This window comes from Verrucosispora sp. ts21, from assembly GCF_002879555.1.
GTDB classification, from domain to species: domain Bacteria; phylum Actinomycetota; class Actinomycetes; order Mycobacteriales; family Micromonosporaceae; genus Micromonospora; species Micromonospora gifhornensis.
In genome coordinates, this window is record NZ_PNOZ01000034.1 from 40,517 (window position 1) to 60,658 (window position 20,142).

Below are 20,142 nucleotides of genomic sequence, written 5' to 3' on the forward strand. Positions count from 1 at the left end.
GGGAGCACCATGAGCACCGAAACGGCCGACCCGGTCGCCGTCGTCCTCGCCACGGCGGTGCGGACGCTGCCGGAGCAGGGCCGCCGCTGGCCGGGTGGCCCGGTCACCCTCCGCGGCGAGTACAAGGCCTTCAGCCCCGACCTGGAGCAGTACCTGGACTGGGTGGCCGAGGTCGAGTCGAGGATCGGCGACAGCGGCGAGACGGCGCAGCGCATCCGCATGCTGCACTACGGTCGGCACGGCAGCTTCCCGGCCTTCGACAAAGTCCTCAACTCCGACCCGCTGCGGATGCACGCACCACTGTCCTGGGAGCACGCGTCGCAGGAGACCCTCGACGGTCTGGTCGGCGCCGGCTCGGTGAGTACCTGGCACGGCCAACTCGGCACCCGACCCCGCCCCGCGGTGGAGTTGTCCCACGTCTGGGTCTGCGCCGACGCGGCCCTCAACGAGCTGGCGACAGCCGCAATGGCCCTCTCCGTCCAGACCGATCCGTACGGCGCGATGAGCTGGACCGGCGACCTCGCCTCCTGGTGGCAGGGGTACAACCGGGCCCGGAAGAAGGCGAAGGACGAGGCCACGAGGGCAGGGCGGGAGTGGACCGAACCGATGGATCCGGCCTCCCTGGCGGTACCGATGGGCTGGCTGGACGCCGCCGCCGGCAACTGCGCCGCCGACGACCTGCTCGGCGACATGGACGGCATCCTGCTCATGCCCGAGTTCGAGGCGCTCGACCCGAGCCTTTCCACCCCACTGACCGACCTGCTGCGCGGCTACTACGGCCCCAGCCCGGCCGCCACCGGCACCGCACCCGACCGGCGGGTGCTGCACTCCGACAACCGCTTCCACCTCTTCGTCCGGCGGGCCCGCCCAGCGATCCCGCACACCTACGACGAGACCACCGGCGTGGTCACCCTGGCGGTGCAGGCCGAGAGCACGATCGCCGCGCACGTACGCAGTGCTGCCAAGGTCCTGCAGCGGGCCAGCAAGCAGTTTTTCGACGACGGCCTCGACAGCCCCTGGGGCGAGGCGATGATGTACTGGATCGCCAGCCGTTTCACCCAGTTCCTGCGCAGCGGGCTCGCCGCCGACGGCTGGACTATCGGCTCGTGGCCGGTGGCCCCCCGAGCGCTCGACACCTACGGCGCGCATCCGCTGCGGCTCGGCGACAGCGACGCAGACGGCCGATACGGCGGCGTCGCCCACGGCGAACCCGGGACCCACGTGCGCCTCCTCCAGCAGCACCTCGCCCAGCTCGGCTTCCCGACCTCGCCGGACCCGGTCGGCAGCTTCGGTCCGCGCACCGCGTCGGCGCTGCGCGAGTTCCAGATCTCGGCCCGGTTCGCGCGGGTCCACAAGTTCCGGCTCGACGAGGCCGGCAACCCGGTGGACCCCGCCGTGGTACCGGCGGTCCGCCGCTACCACGGTCGGATCAACGGATGCCTGAACCCGGACACCGCCACCCTGCTGAAGACCTGGCTCACCCCCGACGCGAAGGGCCTCCAGACCCGCAACGCCGCCACCGTCGACGCGTACCGGATGCAGGCAGACGTGCCCGGCGAGGTCGTCACAGCGAACCTCTGGCACCCGGCCGACGAAACCGACCCGACCCTCGGCGTGTACGCCACCGACCACCTGGAACGTCATCCGATCCCAGCGGCCCGGCGGCTGCCGGGCGGGCCCGGCCGGGTTGCGCTCGGGCGGTACGCCGCACCAGATCCGGGCACCGACACACCCGGCGGTCCCGTGGTGGCCGGCGCCGCGCTCTGGCCGGAGGCGGCGCTCACCCCGGAATCACTGATCCCGCCGGAGGACAACGACACACCGCCGCTGCCGCGGGCCGATCTGAGCACGTACCGGGTGATCCGGGCGGTGGCCGAGGCCGGCGGGGGGACACACTTCGACGCAGTCGACGCCAGCGGCGCCGACCGGTTACGGCTGGGCCCGCTGCGCTGGTCGCTCGGTGCCGACGGCTTCGGCGACCTGGCCGCCCTGCTGGCCTACTACCAGTTCGTCGACCCCACGAGCTACCGACGCGACTTCGGCCGGTACGGGATCTGGCCGGCGCAGCCGTGGTGGGCCCGCGATGTCTGGTCGGCCGGTGCGGCCGGCCACCACGCCCGTGAGTCGGGCCGACTCGCCCTGTACGGGCTGCGGGACGCCGAGGGCCGGGTGCACCCGCACGACCTGCTGCCGCTGGGGCCCACCGACGGCGAAGGGTTCGACCACCTGCGGGGCTGGCACGCGGTGCACCGCCTGGTGATGACGCTGCGCACCACCGACGGGCTGCGCCGGGCGATGTGGCGGTTCGCCGTCCGACGGATCAACCGGCTGCGGCAGCGGAGCTGGCGCTACCCGGGCAGCAGCACACCGACCGGCCCGGTGGTGCGCCACGGGACGGACTCGTCCCGGGACGCCACCCTCGGCGAGGTCTTCACCAGCGAGCAGGCCGTGGCGGCGCTGCTGCGGTGGCACACCGTGCTACCGCAGCAGGTGCTGGGCGAGCACGGGGCCGCAGACGGGCTCCGGGCGGTCTTCCACACGGTGTACGGCCCCGGGCCGCGCCTGCTGGACCCACGCACCGGCCCCGAGGCGGACTGGGCCCAGGCGGCCCTCACGGCCGCCCTGGTGGACCTCGCTCCGGCGGACCCACCCGGGTTCGGTGCCAGCGTGGCCGTGGCGGCGGGCTACGCCGGTCTCTCGCCGGTCGCCGGCTCCTTTCAGCTCGCGCTCCTCTGCCCTCCGGACACCGACGAGTACACGCCCGACGCCGCTGCGGGCGGGGCGACCCGGCACTGACCCGGACCTGGCCGCCCGTCCGGCATCCGGACGGGCGGTCGGGGCGGTGCCGTCCGTGATCCGCAGAGCGGCCGGGCGGGCCGCCCACGCCACGCCGGAGCCGTCCGTCTCAGCGCCGGCCGAGGCCCTGTTCCCGGGCCCGCACGATGGCCTGCGCCCGGTCGCCGACACCGAGCTTGACCAGGATGTTGGACAGGTGGTTGCGCACGGTCTTCGGGCTGAGCGCGAGCCGGTGCGCGATTGTGGCGTTGTCCAGCCCCTGCGCCACATGGTCGAGGATCTCCCGTTCCCGGTCGGTGAGCTGCGGGAAGGGCACCGGGTCGGCGCCCCGGACGAAGAAGCCGACCGCTCGGGCGCCGATCTCCGGGCCGAGCAGCAACTCGCCGTTGGCCACCGCCCGGACACCCCGCTCCACCTGCTGCGGGGCCGCGCCCTTGAGCAGGTACCCCGACGCGCCGGCCCGCAGCGCACCGAACAGCGAGTCGTCGTCGTCGAACATCGTGACCACCAGCACGGCGACCTCGGGATGCCGGGCCCGGATCAACCGGGTGGCCTCCACCCCGGAGCGATCTCCCAAATGCAGGTCCATCAGGACGACGTCCGGGAGGTGACCGGCGACGAGGTCCAGCGCCGAGTCCACGTCGACCGCCTCACCGACACACTCGATGCCGGTCAGGGTGCCGAGCAGCGCGGTCATGCCGAGCCGGAACACCGGATGGTCGTCCACGACGACGACCCGGATCGGTCGCTCCGGCTGCTCCCGGCTCACCGGAGCCTCCCGGGCAGCAGCAGCCGCACACGGGTACCCGGACGGACCGGCCGGGTGTGCAGGGGACCGATGCTCAGCTCGGCGTTGATCCCCTCCGCCCGCTCCCGCATGGAGCGGGTGCCGACCCCCACCGCCGTCCCGGGCGCAATGCCCCTGCCCTCGTCCACCACAGACACCTCCAACCCCTCCGGCCCGTTCGTCACCTCGACCGTGCAGGAGTCCACATCGGCGTGCCGGTGTACGTTGCGGACCGCCTCGGCCACGATGCCGTACACCGCCGTCGCCACCGGCTCGGGAAGGTTCACCTCCGGTGCGCGGACCCGCAGCAACAGCCCCGCGTCGGCGTAGCGCTGCCGTAACCGCTCCAGCGCCGGCCGCAACGCGCCGTCGTCGAGCAACGGAGGCAGCAGGTCCCGGGCGTTGTCGCGCACCGCCACCGTCTGCCGGTCGACCTCGGTGACCAGTTGTTCCAGCAGGTCGTCGGCCGCCGCGACCGCCGGCAGGTGCCGGTGCGGACGCAGCATGTTGCGTCCGGCGGCGAGCCCCAGGGACACCCCGCTCAGCACCGGACCCAGGTCGTCGTGCAGGTCCCGACGTAGCTTGCGGCGCTCCTCGTCGCGCCCCCGGGCCAGTTGCAGCCGCGACCGTTGCAGGGCCTGCTGGGCGACCGCCAGTTCGGCGAGCGCGGCCAGCACCGGGGCCAGGTCGGCCAGGACCGAAGCCGCCCGGCCGGCCACCCGCTCACCGGTACGTGGCCACGCCCGCAGCACCCCCACCGACCGGTCGCCGGCGACCAGGCGCATCGTCAGCGGCGACACCGTGCCCGACGTCGTCGACCCGTGGGCCCGGCCCGGCCCGGTGACCGAGGCCGACGCGATCGACCCGGTGGCCGGCACGGCCGGTCCGGGTCCGGTGGACGGCGGGGACGAGGACGCACCGCTCAGCCACTGCGCAGGAACCCACCCACCCGGGTTCCCGGTCACCGTGATCGTCACGGTTGCCAGCCCCAACGAGTCCGCGATCCCATCGGCAACCGCGTCGAGCATCTGCATCCCCGCCTCGACGTCACGCAGCCGCTCGGCGACCTGGCGGATCAACGGTTGCCCGCCGTCACCGTGCACCAGCCGGTCAACCCGGCGCTGCACCCACTGGCGAACCGGGTGGAACACCGCCGCCAACGCTGCGGTCGTCAGCACCTCGGGCAGCACCGAGGTGGCCGGCAGCAGGCTGCCGAGCGTCACCACCCCGAGGGCGTACCCGCCGATCAGCAGGCCGGTGGTCAGCGCCCACACCAGGGTCCGCCGGACGATGTGCGCAAGCCCCCACAGCCGCTGGCGCAGCACCAACACCAACACCGACGCGGGGAGGAACGCCAGCGCGGCGAGCATCAGCAGCGGCGCGACCGGAACCCCGCGCGGCAGGACCGGGTCGAGGGTGGACCCCAGCAGGGCCAGCGCGTGCAGCAGGGTGCCGACGGCGAGCCACCCCAGGCCGTACCGCTGCCACGGGAGAAGGGCACGGCGGCGGGCCAGCACCCCGGCGGTGGCGGCGAATCCGAGCACCGCGAGAACGGCCGGCAGCCCGGGTCCGAGCACCACTGCCAGCGTGTCGCGGACCGGCCCGACGAGTTGGTCCGGTACCCACCCGTACCGCACGGTCGACAGGAACGCCTGCGCCGCGACGGCGACTCCCACGGCGATCCGGACCGACCGACCCACCGGCCGCACCGGGAGCAGCCACGGCAGCACCACGACCAGGGCCGACCAGGCCGGTACGACCCCGACCCCGGCGGGGGGTATCTCCGGTGCCCAGAGGGACGGCCAGTGGTGGGCCGAGGCCGCCCACGCGGCGGCCGCCGCCGAAGCCGCTGCGCCCACCCCGATCAGCGCGGCGAGCCCAGCCGCCGGGTGCGACCGGCGCAGCAGGGTCAGCCAGGCGACCAGCCCGAAGCCGGCGCCGGCGGTCAGGTCGACCAGCCACCAGAGCAGGCCCGATCCCCAGGGGGGTACGGCGATCGTCCCGGCTACCGCCGCGCCAAGGGTGAGCCCGCCGGTGACGGCGAGTACCAGCCACGCCACGACCGGACGGCCCCGTTCGGGGTCGGCCATCGCCATCGCGTCCTCCACAGCCGGGCCGCCGGCCGGGTCCGGTCCGGATCCGGTCGGGTCGGTCACGCCGCACGCATCATGCCTCACCGTCCGACCTCCCCGGCACCGACGATCCACCGTTGCGACACCATCGCGCCCATTCGGTCCCACCGCCGCCCTGCAGCGTCCGGTCACCGTCGGCCCGGCCGGGGGCGAGGGTCAGTAGGTCACTCGCACACCCATCTGTCGCCACGTCACGGGGCCGACCACACCGTCCACGGTGATCCCACGCATTCCCTGGTACCACCGCACGCCCGATTCGGTCTTCGCGTCGAACGAGCCGGTCGCCGGCCCACACCGCCGCTCGCCGACGAATCGCTGCACGAAGGCCACGTCCTCGCCGGTGCTGCCCCGACGTACGGTCCGCGAACCGGGCTGGCGACCGGCCGAGGGCGGGGCGGGTGCGGTCGCCGCCCGCAGTGCGGCGAGGGTCTGGGCACCGACCACACCGTCGACGGTGAGCCGCTGCGCCTTCTGGAAGTCGCGGACCCAGGATTCGGTCCGGGGCCCGAAGTCACCGTCGACGACGAGGTCACCGCCGAGCCGGCCCGCGAGGGTCTGTAGTTCCCGCACGTCGCTGCCGGTACTGCCGCGGCGCAGCACCCGGTCGCCGAGTTTCGGGACGACCGCGTCGGCGATCCCCCAGCTCCGGGTGCTGGCCTCCAACGCCCGGTCGTGGCTGACACTGACGTGCAGATGCCGGTCGTGGGGGTTGCTGCCGGTGTACCGGGCGGCGGCGAAGTTGCGGGTCCGGCTCCAGATGGTCCGGTCGAAGATGACGTACTGGGTCGAGGGGTGGACGATGCACCGGCGGACCACCAGCATCGGGTCGATGCCGTCCCGGTCGATGTCCAGGGCGTTGACCGACCCGTTGTCCGCGTCGGGGTTGTGGTCGGACCGGGTGCCCTGATGCGCGGCGTCACCGATCCAGCCGTCCGAGGTCCGGTCCCGCTTCGGCCAGCGCCGGTCCACCTCGTCGCGCAGTACCTTGAGCGTCGGCGCGAGGTGGTACGCCGCCCGCAACCCTGCCGGGTCCTCCGCAGCGGGCTCCGGCTCCGCCTGGTCCTCGTGGTCGAAGAGGTCGAAGTCGACCGCCTCCCCGACATGACTTTCCGGGTCCTCGTCCTCCAGCAGCGTGCCTGCGACGGGTTCGTGACGTGCGCTCTCCACCGGTTCCTCCTGTCGGCTCCGGCTGGCGAGTCTGTGCGGGCCACAGACCCAGGCACCAGGGACGACTGTCCCAGGCGACCGGGACCGGGCCGGCGAAAGGCGGGTGAGTGGGATTTTGCACTCCCAGTGCACTTGTCTCCGGGTCGGCGGCTGCCTAACGTCACAGCATGGCTGACTCGTGGACCTTCGCCGTGGCCCGTGACGACCGCACTCACACCACACTCGTCGACAGCCCGATGCCTGCCATCGCCGACGGGGAGGCGCTGCTGCGGGTGGACCGCGTCGGTCTGACCGCCAACAACGTGACGTACGCGGTGCTCGGCGACGCGATGCGCTACTGGGAGTTCTTCCCACCCGAGGCCCGAGGGCTCGACCGGCAGTGGGGGCTTCCGCCGCTGTGGGGCTTCGCCGAGGTGATCGCGTCCACCGTGGCCGGCGTCGAGCCGGGTCAGCGGGTCTACGGCTACCTGCCGCCCGCAGGCCATCTGGTGGTACGCCCCGAACGGGTGGACGCCACCGGCTTCCGCGACGCCAGCGCGCACCGGGTCGATCTGCCCTCGCCGTACAACGCCTACCGGTCGACCACCGGCGACCCCGCCTACCGGGCGGAACAGGAGGACCTGCTGATCCTGTTCCGGCCGTTGTTCTTCACCTCGTTCATGCTCGCCGACCAGATCATCGACAACGACCACTACGGCGCGCAGTCGCTGGTGCTGTCGTCGGCGTCGAGCAAGACGGCGTACGCTGCCGCCTTTGAACTGCACGGCCGCGGACCGCGCCTGATCGGGCTCACCTCCCCCGGCAATCTGGCGTTCACCCGGTCACTCGGCTGCTACGACACGGTCCTCACCTACGACGACATCAGCGCCCTCGACGCGGTCCCGACCGTCTACCTCGACCTGGCCGGAGCACCCGCCACCCGACGCGCCCTGCGCGACCATCTCGGCGACCGACTCGTCCGGGACATCGCCGTCGGGCTCACCCAACAGACCCCCAACGCCGACGCTGCCGGGCAGGTCTTCTTCGCGCCGGTGCAGATGCGCAAGCGCAGCCGCGACTGGGGCCGCGACGGCCTCGACGAACGGTTCACCGCTGCCTGGCAGCGATTCGTGCCGGTGCTGGACAAGTGGCTCGACGTGCAGATCGGCAACGGTCCCGAGGCGCTGCGGCACGCCTGGCTCGACGTCCTCGCGGGCCGCACGCCGCCACGGGTGGGCCACGTCGTCCAGCTGTGAGCCCGGCGTCGGCGAAAGTGTCGGGGGCGGACGCTAGCCTGCCGGCGTGGTGACCATCGATGTGGAGAAAGCTGCGCTCTACGAGTTCCTCACGCATCAGCGTGCCGTAATCCGAGCCATCCTGGCGGATCTGGACGAGACCTCGCTGCGAACGCCCGTCCTGCCCTCCGGATGGTCGCCGCTCGGCCTGGTGGAGCATCTCGGGCATGCCGAGCGCCACTGGTTCCAGGAGGTCTTTCGTGGCTCGGCAGAGCCGCTGCCCTGGCCCGACGAGAACACCCCGCTCCTCACGACTCGCTCGCCGGCCCAGGTCTTCGGCTTCTACCGCGACCAGTGCGACATCTCCGATTCGATCATCGCCGCGGCCCCGTTGACGGCGACACCTGCCGGCCGACATCCGGAGGAGCCGCTGGCGTCGCAGACCACCGACCTGCGACGGATCGTTCTCCACGTCATCGAGGAGACCGCGCGGCACGCCGGTCACCTGGATGTCGTACGCGAGCTGATCGACGGGCGCACCGGGCTGGGGCCACGCTGACCTGTTCCGGCTCGGTCAGGTCCACGCCTGGTCGAGGGCCAGGGCCAGCCGGGTGGTCCACTGTTCGGCGGTGCCCGAGATACCGGAGTACTCGTCGGTGAAGTTGTGCCAGTCGACCCGCCAGGACAGCACGGTCTCGGCGGTGAAGGTGTCGGCTTCGGCGCCGAGTTCCGGTCGCATGAGTTCGCGGACGAGGGCCTGGTCGACGCTCGTGTGTTCGGCGAGCAGGACCGCATCGTAGAGGTCCTTGCCCTGCGGGTACCTGTCGGTGGCCAGCCACAGCAGCTTCCATGCCAGAGCTAGCGGAGCGGGCGCGGCCAGCAGCGGCTCGTCGACACCGGGCAGGATCAGCACCTCCGCGGAAAGAGGCAGGTGTTCGCCGAAGACGATGTCGATCTGTACGTGACCGTCCGGCGCCTCCGGGACGCTGAAGGGGACGAGCAGGCGACGTCCGTCAGCGCGTTCGTACGTCCAGATGGCGGATTCGGTGATGCGGTCGGGTTGCAGGCCGCCGCCGGTCGCGGTACGGATGGCGGTCTTGATGTCATCGAGCAGCGTGCGGGCGTCGATGCTGTCGCTGGTGATGGTGTGCGGCGTGACGACGAAGTCGAGGTCGCCCGGGTCGCGGGCGGCGTCGCCGGCCCAGGCCGCCATGGTGACGCTGCCGCGCAGGACCAGATGTTGACCCCAGGTCGTTGCGGCGATGGCCGCCAGCATGTGATTCATCGCGGTACGACGGGCGTCGGTCCACAGTTTGCCAGTGGCCGGCACCACAAAGTCGGGTTCGCCGGCGCGGTAGGCGTTCGGGTACTGCTTGACGGCGGGGTCGAAGGCCGCCCGCTGGCGTACGGTCGGGCCGCCGGGTAGTGGCCGGTAGGTCGGTGGGTAGTCCGGGGAGTCGGCCGGCGCGGACCTCATCCTGTGCTCGCGCTTCCACTGGTAACCGCTCGTGGCCGGCGCCGGCGAGTCCAGCCAGCCACGGTCGTGGTGGAGGGCGCTGTCGAAGACGACGTACTCCTGCTCCACCGCAATGGGCTCATGGCCCGCGGCCCGGAGGGTGTCGACGAGCTTGTCCAGCTGATGCCGGGCCGTGACGAGCCCGACACCGTGACAGCGCTGGTTGACGAAGCGTTCCTGCGCGCCGTCCGCCAACTCCCGGCGGGCGTTGCGGGACAGCCGCGCCCCGTGCGGCGCGACAAGTTCGGTGAGAGCCAGCAGATCGGCAACCGCCGTGGTGGGTAGCAGCAGTTTGACGTGATGCTCGAAGTACCGGCCACTCGGCTCGGCTGCCGCCTGCTTGTTCGACTGCGGTACGCCGACGCACCATGGTGCCGCCTCGATCTTCGAGCGGCATGGGTATATCCCCACCTCGCGCAGTTCGTGTTCCCAACGCTGCACCGTGGCCCGCTGCTCGGTCAGCGTGCCTCGCCCGCTCAGGGTGAGCATCGGTTGAGAGACGCACGCGCCACGGTCGAGCACGATGTGGACGAACTTCAGGCCACGCTCGCTAGCGAACGTCCGCAGCATCTCGACCTGATGAACGTGAGCCGTAATGTGGATCTCGAAGTCCCCCGACACCTCAGGCACCGGCGGAGTCTATGGCACGTTCCTCAGGTTTCCTCTATTTCCCGGCGATGGGGTAGCCGGTCGCCGCGATGTCGTCGCGCAGGTCGGTGAGCGCGGATCGCGGGTTCAGGCTCCGGATCATGTCGTCGGTGAGTGGCCGGTGGGCGGCGATGTGGTCGACTGCCGCGCCGTCCACCTCGATTTGGTAGTAGTCGGTGGCGAACTCGACGAACCGGCCGACGATGTCGTCGCACAGGATGTCGAGCATCCCGGACCCGTCCGGCCCGAAGTCGTCGGACGACCCTGTCCCGGGTGGAAAGTCGATCCCTTCACCGGCCTGCCAGCGGTCGTCGCCGGTCAACCGCCACAGCACCGCGGTGGCGATGAACTGCCCGGTCTCGTCGCCGAAGGCCGGCTCTTCCAGCTGCGGCTGCAACGACGCGGGAAGCCCGTCGAGCAGACCCGGCCACAGTTCCAGGTCCGGATCGCGGTACGGCGACATCGCCGACTCGTGGTGGAACACGCGGATGAATACGCCGTCGGCGGCGAACACGATCGCCCATTCGTCGCCGCTGCCGTTGCTCATCAGCGCCGCCTCGTCGTCGCCCCACGTCACGGTGTAGTCGTAGTAGGGCTCGCCGCCGTCGATGATGCGCTCCAGGACAGCCAACGCCCTGCAACGCTGCCGCAGCAGGTCGACGCTGGGCAGTCGGGCGGCAACGTCATACACGGTCACCGCACGACCCTACGTCCGAGCTGTCGCCGGCCACCGACCCCGTCTCCGCGCAGCAGGCCCGCTGCCTCCGTCGTCATCTGCTCACGAGTCTTTGGGCGTGCCGATCCGCAGCCGGTTGCCATCCGGGTCCATCACCATGAAGTCACGCCCCCAGTCCTTGTCGCCGATCTCGGTGACACCGCAGGCGGCAGCCATCGCATCGACGTCACTGACGTAGAGGTAGACCAGGGTGCCCGGGCGAGCATCACCGACGTGCTCGGACAGGTGCAGGTGCATGTCCGCTCGGGCGATTCCCACATAGAGGGGCAGGTGGGGCGCGAACCGATGTTCCCATTGCTTGACGAAGCCGAGCCGCTCGTACCAGCGGACGGAGGCCTCGGCATCGGCGACCCGCAGGACCGGCGCGAGATGTTCGACCATCGATTCAGTATGGGTGCCCGCCGACCGGGGACGCTGCCTTCCCGGTGAGCCGGGCTGTCAGCGAGTCGCCGACGGAACATCGGTGGCGGGAACGTCAGGTGACGGCGAACGGCTCGGGCGCACGTCGGATCAGGACGATGCTGTACGCCACGATCCACACCAGCCACAGGAGCCAGCCGACGAGGCCGAACAGCGCCAGCGGATTGACGCCGCCCACGCCGTACGGGCTCGTCGTCGCGGTGACGAACAGCAGCGCGGCGGCGACGAACCCGATGCCGGCGTGCCACCGGGCGATGACTGCGGTACGAATGCCGGAGACCGAGAACCCGACAAGTGCGGTGGCGAGGAAGACCTGGTTGAAACCGAACAGGGCGGTGTGCAGACCCCACAGGCCAGCAACGCCGCTGGGCTCGTGCTGGGCGGCGGACATCAGGGCGAGGCGGGTGGCCTCGACACTTGTGAACACCACCGATTGCATGAGAACGCCGGCCAGACCGACCAGGGACCACGGGTCCGTGCGGCCTCGCTCGTCGCGTCCGAGGCAGACGCACACCCCGACGGCGAAGAGCGTGGCCAGCAACCAGGCGGCCGGCAGGAGCGCCGAGGCCAGTCGCAGTGACCCGGCACCGGCAGCGAGGACCGTGGTGATCTCGTCGACGGATGCCGCTTCGGACGGGGTGGGAAGACCCGCTGCGGCCAGCAGGACGTTGGCCGCGACCAGGATGACGACGAAACCTGTCCCCGCAACCCCGGCAAGACGAGGGAAGCTCATGAGGGTCGATCTCCGTTCGACGTTACGCCGACGTGTGCACGAGCCGGTGGAAGGCGGGTAGGGCCCGCATCCCGTGGGCGTCGAGGCGGGCCCGCACGAAACGGTGGAAGCTCGGACGCGTGAGTTGCCCGACCAGGAAACGGATCTGCCCGGCCGGCAGTCGCGCATAGTTCACCAGGGCGAACGGCGAAGGCTCGGTGGGCCGTATGGCGGTGGAGTTGTCCACTGCGGTCTTGGTGGTGTACCAGCCGGTGACTGATCGCCAGACGGCTTCGGCGTCGGTGCCGGGCGCGGCGGTGAAGTGGTTGAGCAGGAAGACTCCGTCGGTGCGGGCGTCGGTGTCGCCTATCCGGGCCACGTTGACGCCGGTCAGGATCTGCTCGCCGTCGAGGGCCGAGATCTCGCCGCAGGTGCGCACCGCTTCCAGGTCTTCCACGTGCTTCGTCCGGATGAGCATCGCGAGGTCGTAGCGGGGCGCGCCGGGCAGCGGCGGGATGAACACCGCACGGAAGACGCGCACGGACGCCACGTCCGAGCGGCGCAGGAGTACGGGGACGGCCTGGACGAGTCGCGCCGCCGCCTGTTGCCGGCGCGGGGTGTGGGTGTAGACGGGTGCCCGTCGCGGGGGCTCGGCCTGGAAGCCCAGATAGATGAATCCGTGTGACTCCGGCTCGACGAACTGGGGCAGCGGGTAGGACATCCGGCATCCTTCGGCGTAGACGGGACAGTGCGGTGAGCCTGATCCGATCCCCAACTGCGGAGCAGGGGTAACTGTTACCTTACCCGACAGTCAGGAAGCCGTACAATAATGGGGTGGCTGATGATCTCGCACCCGGCACGGACCGGCCGCTGGCCGGCCGAGCCAACTTCCTGCTCTCCCAGCTGGGGTTCCACACCGCGCAGACCTTCGCAACGCGACTGGCACCGTTGGGCATCGCACCGAATCACTTCGGGCTGCTCATGCACCTTGAGCGCGGTGAAGGAAGCACCCAGCAACAGCTCGCCGACGTGCTCGGCATCCACCGCAAGGTCATGGTCGGGCTTCTCGACGACCTTCAGCATCGCGGGCTGGTCGAACGTCGGCGACACCCTACCGACCGCCGCGCCCACGCCATCCACCTGACCGACGCAGCACGCGCCCTGCTCCCCCGCGCCCGCAGGATCGCCGACCAGCACGAGGACGAGATCCTCACTCCGCTCGACGCCGACGAACGCGGACATCTCATCGCCGTCCTGCAACGGCTCGCCGCGCACACCGGACACCCGGCGGGCGTCCACCCGGGTCTACAGAGCAGCGCGAGATCAGCGACGCGATAACCCCGGCGGCAGAAACCAACGCCGGGCGTAACAATGATGGTTGCTTTTGGTGTCATCGACAGACGAGACTGTCGGGGTGGCGGCCAACAGCAGGGTGACGATCGCGGCCCACGCGTTGGCGTGGCTGGAACTGGCCAGGCAGCGCGGTCGTGAGGTGCTCACCTCTGACGAGGTGGCGGCCAGCGTCAACACGAACGCGGTCATCATCCGACGCAGCCTCGGTGACCTGCAGCGGGCCGGCCTGGTGACGGCACGCCGCGGCAACGGCGCCGGCTTCTCCCTCGGACGGCCGGCAGCAGAGATCACGTTGCTGGACATCTGGCTCGCCGTCTCGCCGGAGCCACTACTCGCCCTGCACCACTCCGAACCGAACCTGGAGTGCCCGGTCGGACGCGGCATCCGCCCGGTGCTCACCGACCTGTACGACGAAGCGACCGACACGTTCCGGGCGACGCTGGCGCGCTGGACCGTCGCCGACGTCCTGGAAAGGATCCTGGCATGATCGTCGAATTACGCCGTTACACCCTGCGGGCGGGACGCCGCGACGAACTGATCGACCTCTTCGACCGCGAGTTCGTCGAAAGCCAGGAAGAACTGGGGATGGCAGTGCTGGGCCAGTTCCGCGACCTCGACCGGCCCGACCAGTTCGTGTGGCTGCGCGGATTCGCCGACATGCCATCGCGCCGGACCGCCCTGACGGCCTTCTACACAGGACTGGTGTGGGCGAAACACGGACCAGCGGCGAACGCGACAATGCTCGACTTCGACAACGTACTGCTGCTCCGCGAGATCGTCGCGGTGCCGGTACTGGACCGCGGCACCGCCAATCCCGACTCGGTCCTGCACGCGACGATCTGGTACGGCAACGGCCCTTTCCTCGATCCCACGCACAGCTCGACGGAAACCCTGGCCGTGTTGAAGACCGAGTACAGCGCGAACAACTTCCCTCGGCTGCCGGTCCGCGAACAGGAGCACGCCCTGGTCTGGCTCACCCGGTCACCCCTACCGGCAGAGCCTCCCGCAGCGGTGGTCACGACCGAACACCTCCGCCTCAGCCCCACCCACCGCTCCACCCTTCACTGACATACGCTGACTCAGATGGATGGTGCGGGCTTCTTTGGTGGTCTTCGATGGCCACGCGCCGTCTCGTACGCGACGAGTGCGATGAGGACGAAAGTCGTCGCCGCCAACGTGACCTCCGGCAGCAGGTGTGGCGCTATGACGGAGAGACCGGCGAGGCCGAGGATTCCCATCAGTCGGGGCCAGGTCGCTCTCCCGAAGATCACGTACTCGAAGGCGGAGCGCCCCGCCAGGAACAGTGCTGGGCCGCCGGTTATGGCGGCGACCCAGGATGTCGGCGTCCGCTCGAACGGATGCTCGATGGCCAGAGTGAACCCGACAGCCGTCAAAAGAATCCCGGCGACCATCGCCATATGGGCATAGGCAGACCATTGGCTGAGGCGGTGCGGGTTGCCGGAGACCGCGATCGCCGGGGCAAGTTGGGATCCGGCTTGGTATATGTAGAGCCGCCACATGAGGGCGGCGCTGGCGAACGACAGCGCGAGCACCACCGTACGCCTGGGCGTGAACGCGTCATAACCCGTGTTGGTGAAGGTCAGACCCATGATCAGGACGATCTCCCCCAGGGCGATGAGGAAGACCTGTCGGTAGCGCTCGGCGAGGTGAGTCGCGGCGAGTTCCAGCGCCGGCCCTAACGCCCGGCGCGATCGCCACGGGGTTGGCCAGCGCAGCAACGCCGAGACATAGTCCACGGCCAGGGCCGCCAACCACAGGCCACCCCTGGCCCAGCCTTCGACGAATGCCCCGGGAATCCAGAACAGCGTCGAGATGACGGACCAGAATCGGGCGCGCAACACATGGCGCAGCAGAGTGGTCCCGCGCGCGGCTCCTGCACAAAACAGAAAGCGTCCAAGGTTGATCGCGCTGAACGTGATGGCGAAGAACAGACCATTTCCATCGAAACCCTTCGGCACCTGGATAGCCATCAGCAGAATGCCGAACATGACCAGGATCACGTACCACTGGACGGACGCGCGCTGTGGGTCGAACTGATCCGTCATCCACGCCGTCAGTACCCAGACCCACCACAGCGCCAAGAACAGCACGAGCGCTTCGAACCCACCCTCCAGGGTGAGGTTGTCGATCATCAGGTGGGTGAGCTGGGTCAGCGCGAAGACGTACACCAGGTCGAAGAAGAGTTCGATGAACGCCGGCTGCTTCGGGGCTTCTCGCGTGCGCAACAGCGGGCCGGCTGTTGTTTTCTCGTCCATTGTTGACAAAGCCCTCGCATCAAGAACATTTCCTGCGTCCGTTATATCGGAAGTCCGGATTTCCCGACCCTGAACGAGGAACTCAGCTCTGATGCGTCAGATCGCTCGGATTCACACCCGGCCGGGCTGCAAGGGCTTGTACGCGATGACGAGTTCCCAGGTGCCCGGCAGCACTGCCACGTCCTGAAGGCCGACCTCGGTGAGCAGCTTGGTGTAGAAGTCCGCCTCGCGGAGTCGGCTGACGCTGCTGTCGACGCCGATCAGGAAGTAGCTCCAGAAGAACTGCATGGCCAGCCGGTCCGGGGTGCGGAACTCCTCGCAGATCAGGATCAGCCCGCCCGGCTCCAACGCCGCGTACGCCTGCTGGACCAGTTCGCGGGCCACCGCGTTCGGCCAGTCGTGCAGGACCCGGACGAAGGACAGCGCGTCGTAGCCGCCCGGTAGGGGTTCGACGAAGAAGTCGCCACCGACGAAACCGAGCCGATCGGCGTGGCCGCGGGCGTCGCGGGTGGCGGCCACCAGTGGTGCCACCGCCGGCAGGTTGTACACGTCGGCACGCAGGTTCGGCGCGGTGTCGAGGATGTGTGCGGCGAGGGTTCCGTCTCCACCGCCGACGTCCAGCAGCCGGTGCCGGTCCGACCAGAGTCGATCCGAGTGCCGGCGTACCGTCTCGATCGCCGGTCCCAGGCCGAGGGCCATGCTGCGCTCGAACTCGGCGGTCTGTTCGGCCGTCTTCGGTGGCCAGGCGAACCCGTCGTCGATGCTGACCTCACCCCGCAGGCTCTCGGCCAGTCGGCCGTACAACTGCCGCCACGGGTAGCGGTCTCTGTCCCGCTCGGTGGCGTCGGGACCGACCACCGCGTTGACCGCGTCGCGCAGTCCCGCCACGGCGCGGTAGCTGGTCGCGCCGATGTCGTCGTCGGGCTCGTCGCGGGTCAGCAGGCCGAGGCTCTCGATGCAGTCGAGGAACTTGTACAGCCGCAGCGGAAGCACCCCGAACCGGGTGGCCAACGCGTCGAGGCGGACCGGTCCGGCCTCCAGTGCGTCGAGCAGTCCCAGGTCGAGTGCCGTGTGCAGCACGTCCGTGGCCTTTGGGCCGTTGACGAGCAGGCTCATCAACGCCCGCGGCGAGAGGGTGACGGTCACCGGTGCAGCTCCTCTTCCAGCGCATCCATGAACAGGTCGATCTCGTCGAGGGTGTTGTAGACATGCGGGCCGACCCGCAGGTAGCCGCGCCAGCTGCAGATCACGTCCCGGGCGGCCAGCCGCTGCTTGACGGCCTCACCGTCGGGGACATCCAGGCACACCACGCCCCCTCGGGCGCTGTCGGTGGGGCTGACCGCCGTGATGTCGGCGGCTTCGGCCCGGTCCAGCAGCCGCCGGGTGAGCGCCAGTGAATGCCGCCGGATGGCGTCGGCGCCGACGTCGAGCAGCAGGTCCAGGCCGACCTGGGAGATCAGCGAGGTGAGTGGGTACGGTGTGCCGCCGGCGAAGCGACGGATGCCGGGCGCCCAGCCGGGCGAGGGTCGGAATGTCAGCGCGCGGTCGCCGGCCTGCCAGCCGGTGGCCGCCGGAGTCAGCAGTGGCACCAGGTCCGGCCGGACGTAGAGGAACGCGGTGCCGGCGCCGCACAGCCACTTGTGGGATCCGCCCAGCACGACGTCGACGTCGAGCGCGGTGACGTCGAACGGCACCACCCCGACGGTCTGGAAGGCATCCACCACCACCAGCGCACCCACCTGACGGGCTCGGGTCACCAGCCGGGACAGGTCGACGGTCGCACCGGAGGTGAAGCTGGCGTGCGGCACACACACCAGCAGGGTCCGCTCGTCGATCCGGGCTTCCAGAGCATCCTGGTCCAGGTGGGGGCCGCCGGTGCCGACCACGTCGAGCTGCGCGCCATATCGGCCGTACGCGCGGAAGATGAACGGCACCGTCGGATAGTCGAGATCCGTGATGACCACCCGGTTGCGGGGCGGACGGTAGTCGAAACAGGACGCCACCCGGGCCAGGAACGTGCTCAGGTTCGCATCGGTGAGCACGCTGCCCGGCGGCGCGCCCAGCAGCGCCGCCACCGAGTCGGCGTACCGGTCGAGGCCGACGTGCCAGTCCTGCCAGACGTCGTCGCGCCAGGTGCGCAGCGTCTCCCAGTAGTCGTGCAGCACCCGCTCGACGCCCCTCGGCGCGGCGCCGGTGGAGTTGCTGTTCAGGTAGACGCAGCTTTCCAGCAGGGGGAACTCCGCGCGCAGGGCGGCGTGCGCGGCGGCGTCGAGGCACCGGGGGCTCTGCTCAGGTTGGCTCACGCGCAACGCCTTTCGTCCGTCTCGGGCGTGGCGGCATCTGTGGTGACGGCGGCGAAGACCGGTGCGGTGCTGACCGCCGCCAGGTAGGGCGTGCCCTCGGTGTAGCCCGTGCCGGACCGGGCACCCAGCATCCGCACCGCAACCCGCAGATGGGTACGACGCCACTGCGTCAGGGCACCGGCGAACGTGGCCATCCGCCGTGCCACCAGGACCGCGTCCGCTCCGGTGAGTCGGCCGTCGGCAACCGCCCGCCGGTACGTCTGGTCCACCGTCGGCTGGCCGTCGCGTACCCGGGCCTGCACCTCCGGCACCGACTGGTAGGCGACCGAGTCCAGCCGGCCCACCTCGGGCGTATGACACAGCGACTCGACCAGCTTGTAGGAGCGGGACTGGATCGCGCTGGCTCCCTCCGTGTACTGCCGGAAGGTGCGGAACGACTCCGGCTGCATGGTGGCGAGCAGGGAGAAGAGGGGACCTGCGGTGCGCAGCAGGTCACCCGCGTAGCCGAGCCGGTCGGCGGCGGTGGCCGGTGTGTCCCCCGCCAGGGCCGTCACCGCCGCGCGAAGTTCCTCGGCGACGCCGGCGAAGATGCACTCGTACGCTTGGAGCACCCGGATGAACAGGTACTCGTCGTGTGTCACATGCACCGGCAGCATGCTCAGCCGCAACGACGGATCCCCCGGACAGACCAGCTCACGGGCGACGGCGAGCAGGCCGGCGGTGGTAGTGGCCGGGGTGCCCGCGCCGACCGCCTCGACCACCCCGAGACGAGCCATCGCAGGGGCGACGGCTCGCACCCCCAGCCGGCACCGTTTGGCCACCAGCACCGGCCCGGGCCTGCCCTGCGGAAGCAGCCCGGTGGTGTGCGCGGCGGCGGCCAACTCGAACGCCAGCGTGTCGGCGACGAGGCGGACGAGGAGCCGGTCACGGGTCCGCCGCCCGTCACCGGCCTCCACTGTGGGCGGATCGTCGGCATCATCCGTTAGTCGAAGCAGCCGCAGCGCCAGGTAACTGCGATAGTCGTAGCGGCCGTCCCACTTGTCGAGTGCGACGTCCAGGAAGTCGGTCAGCTGCCGGGTCGCGGCGTCGCCGCTGGTGGTGGCCCGGCCGGCCACTGCCTGCCGGGCGCTGTCGAGCAGGGCGAGGAAATCCTTCTCGACAAAGTGTTTACCGAGCCGGTGAAATTCGGCAAGCACCGGCGAGTAGGGAAAGCTGTGCGGTTCACTCGGGCCGGACAACCAGGAAGTCAACGCACGCACATGCCACCCCTCAAAACGTGGAAAAGACGAACCACACTGCTGCCGACCGCAGATCCTGGGTTTGAGCAGGGTTATTCGTCGGCGGTGAGGCTCGTCCGTGCCTGCCACAACTCGGGAAAGAATCGGTGCCCGGCGAGTTTCGCCAGCATGTTCGCCGCGCTACCGGGGCTGCCGGCCGGCCGATGACCGCCAATTCGCAGGGCCACCTGGTAATGGCGGACCCGCCACACCGACACCCGCTCGTCCCACTCCACCATCGCCTCGGCGAGCCGGTGCAGCGGATCCGACGCATCGGTCGGGCACAGCGCGGTGGCTGCGATGCCGCGGGTGGCGAGTTGCTCGTCGAACGCCCGGCCGAGCTTTCGGCTGGCGCCCTGGACCTCGCGCCAACCAGGCGATTCCGCACCGGAGCCGTTGCCCAGCGCCGGCTGCATCGCCTGGAAATCCACTGGTGACAGGTATCGCAACATCTCCAACTGGTCGGTGATCAAGCGGACGGCGAGCGTCGCCCGGACCAGGAACGCCTCCGCCGCCGCCAACCGCCCTGCAGCCACCTGTGCGGTCGCCTCCGCCAACTCCGCTGCCGCCAGTTTGAGCCACAACTCGGTCGACTGATGCACCACCTGGAAAAGCAGTTCGTCGCGGTGTATGACCTCGTCCGGCGACCGCTGTAAACCGAGCAGCGCATCGATACGCATGTAGCGCGCATAGTCCGTAGCGCCCTGACCTGGCAGGACAGGCGAATGGTCGTGCTTCACGGAATAGTCCTCCGTCTGGGCGCTGGCGCCGAGATCAACGTCGTGTACCGGCGGTCATCATCCAA

At 70.2% G+C, this 20,142-nt stretch carries 18 protein-coding genes and 1 pseudogene; 6 read left to right on the top strand and 13 right to left on the bottom strand.

Annotation, left to right across the window (positions count from 1 at the left end; genetic code table 11):
* The first annotated feature begins 9 nt into the window (after positions 1-9).
* Positions 10-2,796 (top strand): peptidoglycan-binding domain-containing protein, encoded by a 2,787-nt coding sequence (locus C1A38_RS16440; RefSeq protein ID WP_102658703.1) that lies wholly within the window; start codon positions 10-12, stop codon positions 2,794-2,796.
* 109 nt (positions 2,797-2,905) lie between these two features.
* Here C1A38_RS16440 and C1A38_RS16445 read toward each other — a convergent pair whose 3' ends face one another.
* From C1A38_RS16445 to C1A38_RS16455, 3 genes are all read right to left on the bottom strand, one after another.
* A complete protein-coding gene (locus tag C1A38_RS16445) occupies positions 2,906-3,565 on the bottom strand; it encodes a response regulator transcription factor (RefSeq protein WP_102658704.1) in 660 nt (219 codons plus the stop codon).
* On the bottom strand, positions 3,562-5,739 hold the full coding sequence (locus C1A38_RS16450) for a sensor histidine kinase (RefSeq protein WP_102658705.1): 2,178 nt from the start codon (positions 5,737-5,739) through the stop codon (positions 3,562-3,564). The genes C1A38_RS16445 and C1A38_RS16450 overlap by 4 nt, the downstream gene beginning before the upstream one ends.
* Positions 5,740-5,871: 132 nt before the next feature.
* Positions 5,872-6,882 (bottom strand): peptidoglycan-binding domain-containing protein, encoded by a 1,011-nt coding sequence (locus tag C1A38_RS16455; RefSeq protein WP_102658706.1) that lies wholly within the window; start codon positions 6,880-6,882, stop codon positions 5,872-5,874.
* Between the two features lie 167 nt (positions 6,883-7,049).
* Between C1A38_RS16455 and C1A38_RS16460 the strand changes: the two genes are divergently transcribed.
* Both C1A38_RS16460 and C1A38_RS16465 read left to right on the top strand, forming a co-directional pair.
* Positions 7,050-8,117 (top strand): DUF2855 family protein, encoded by a 1,068-nt coding sequence (locus C1A38_RS16460; protein ID WP_102658707.1) that lies wholly within the window; start codon positions 7,050-7,052, stop codon positions 8,115-8,117.
* Positions 8,118-8,163: 46 nt separating this feature from the next.
* The gene (locus C1A38_RS16465; RefSeq protein ID WP_199180225.1) at positions 8,164-8,655 is read left to right on the top strand and encodes a DinB family protein; all 492 of its coding nucleotides are present in this window, start codon (positions 8,164-8,166) and stop codon (positions 8,653-8,655) included.
* 15 nt (positions 8,656-8,670) lie between these two features.
* Here C1A38_RS16465 and C1A38_RS16470 read toward each other — a convergent pair whose 3' ends face one another.
* The 5 genes and pseudogenes from C1A38_RS16470 to C1A38_RS16490 form a co-directional block, all read right to left on the bottom strand.
* Positions 8,671-10,242 (bottom strand): nucleotidyl transferase AbiEii/AbiGii toxin family protein, encoded by a 1,572-nt coding sequence (locus tag C1A38_RS16470; protein WP_102658708.1) that lies wholly within the window; start codon positions 10,240-10,242, stop codon positions 8,671-8,673.
* Between the two features lie 34 nt (positions 10,243-10,276).
* Entirely contained in the window at positions 10,277-10,957 is a 681-nt protein-coding gene (locus tag C1A38_RS16475; RefSeq protein ID WP_102658709.1) for a hypothetical protein, read from the bottom strand.
* A gap of 81 nt (positions 10,958-11,038) precedes the next feature.
* A pseudogene (locus C1A38_RS16480) lies at positions 11,039-11,380 on the bottom strand (bleomycin resistance protein); the annotation flags it as partial.
* A 91-nt stretch (positions 11,381-11,471) separates the two neighbouring features.
* A complete protein-coding gene (locus C1A38_RS16485; protein WP_102658711.1) occupies positions 11,472-12,149 on the bottom strand; it encodes a hypothetical protein in 678 nt (225 codons plus the stop codon).
* A gap of 22 nt (positions 12,150-12,171) precedes the next feature.
* Positions 12,172-12,849: a hypothetical protein gene (locus C1A38_RS16490; RefSeq protein WP_102658712.1), complete on the bottom strand. Its 678-nt coding sequence runs from the start codon at positions 12,847-12,849 to the stop codon at positions 12,172-12,174.
* A 113-nt stretch (positions 12,850-12,962) separates the two neighbouring features.
* Here C1A38_RS16490 and C1A38_RS16495 point away from each other — a divergent pair, with 113 nt between their 5' ends.
* The 3 genes from C1A38_RS16495 to C1A38_RS16505 are packed head-to-tail and all read left to right on the top strand — an operon-like array spanning position 12,963 to position 14,549.
* Entirely contained in the window at positions 12,963-13,466 is a 504-nt protein-coding gene (locus C1A38_RS16495) for a MarR family winged helix-turn-helix transcriptional regulator (RefSeq protein WP_102658713.1), read from the top strand.
* Positions 13,467-13,515: 49 nt separating this feature from the next.
* A complete protein-coding gene (locus C1A38_RS16500; protein ID WP_233196862.1) occupies positions 13,516-13,968 on the top strand; it encodes an Rrf2 family transcriptional regulator in 453 nt (150 codons plus the stop codon).
* Positions 13,965-14,549, top strand: coding sequence for an NIPSNAP family protein (locus tag C1A38_RS16505; RefSeq protein ID WP_102658715.1), 585 nt, complete (start codon positions 13,965-13,967; stop codon positions 14,547-14,549). The genes C1A38_RS16500 and C1A38_RS16505 overlap by 4 nt, the downstream gene beginning before the upstream one ends.
* A gap of 11 nt (positions 14,550-14,560) precedes the next feature.
* Here the strand turns inward: C1A38_RS16505 and C1A38_RS16510 are convergent, their stop codons facing one another.
* The 5 genes from C1A38_RS16510 to C1A38_RS16530 all read right to left on the bottom strand — a co-directional run bounded on the left by C1A38_RS16510 (position 14,561) and on the right by C1A38_RS16530 (position 20,077).
* Complete coding sequence (locus tag C1A38_RS16510; protein ID WP_102658716.1) at positions 14,561-15,757, bottom strand: low temperature requirement protein A; 1,197 nt, start codon at positions 15,755-15,757, stop codon at positions 14,561-14,563.
* Between the two features lie 111 nt (positions 15,758-15,868).
* Positions 15,869-16,903, bottom strand: a complete 1,035-nt coding sequence (locus C1A38_RS16515; RefSeq protein ID WP_102658717.1) for a methyltransferase — start codon at positions 16,901-16,903, stop codon at positions 15,869-15,871.
* A complete protein-coding gene (locus C1A38_RS16520; protein ID WP_233196863.1) occupies positions 16,900-18,060 on the bottom strand; it encodes an aminotransferase class V-fold PLP-dependent enzyme in 1,161 nt (386 codons plus the stop codon). The genes C1A38_RS16515 and C1A38_RS16520 overlap by 4 nt, the downstream gene beginning before the upstream one ends.
* Positions 18,057-19,319, bottom strand: coding sequence for a tryptophan 2,3-dioxygenase family protein (locus C1A38_RS16525; protein WP_102658719.1), 1,263 nt, complete (start codon positions 19,317-19,319; stop codon positions 18,057-18,059). Before C1A38_RS16525 ends, C1A38_RS16520 begins: the two co-directional genes overlap by 4 nt.
* A 71-nt stretch (positions 19,320-19,390) precedes the next feature.
* Positions 19,391-20,077, bottom strand: a complete 687-nt coding sequence (locus C1A38_RS16530) for a tryptophan 2,3-dioxygenase family protein (protein WP_102658720.1) — start codon at positions 20,075-20,077, stop codon at positions 19,391-19,393.
* Between the last annotated feature and the right edge of the window lie 65 nt (positions 20,078-20,142).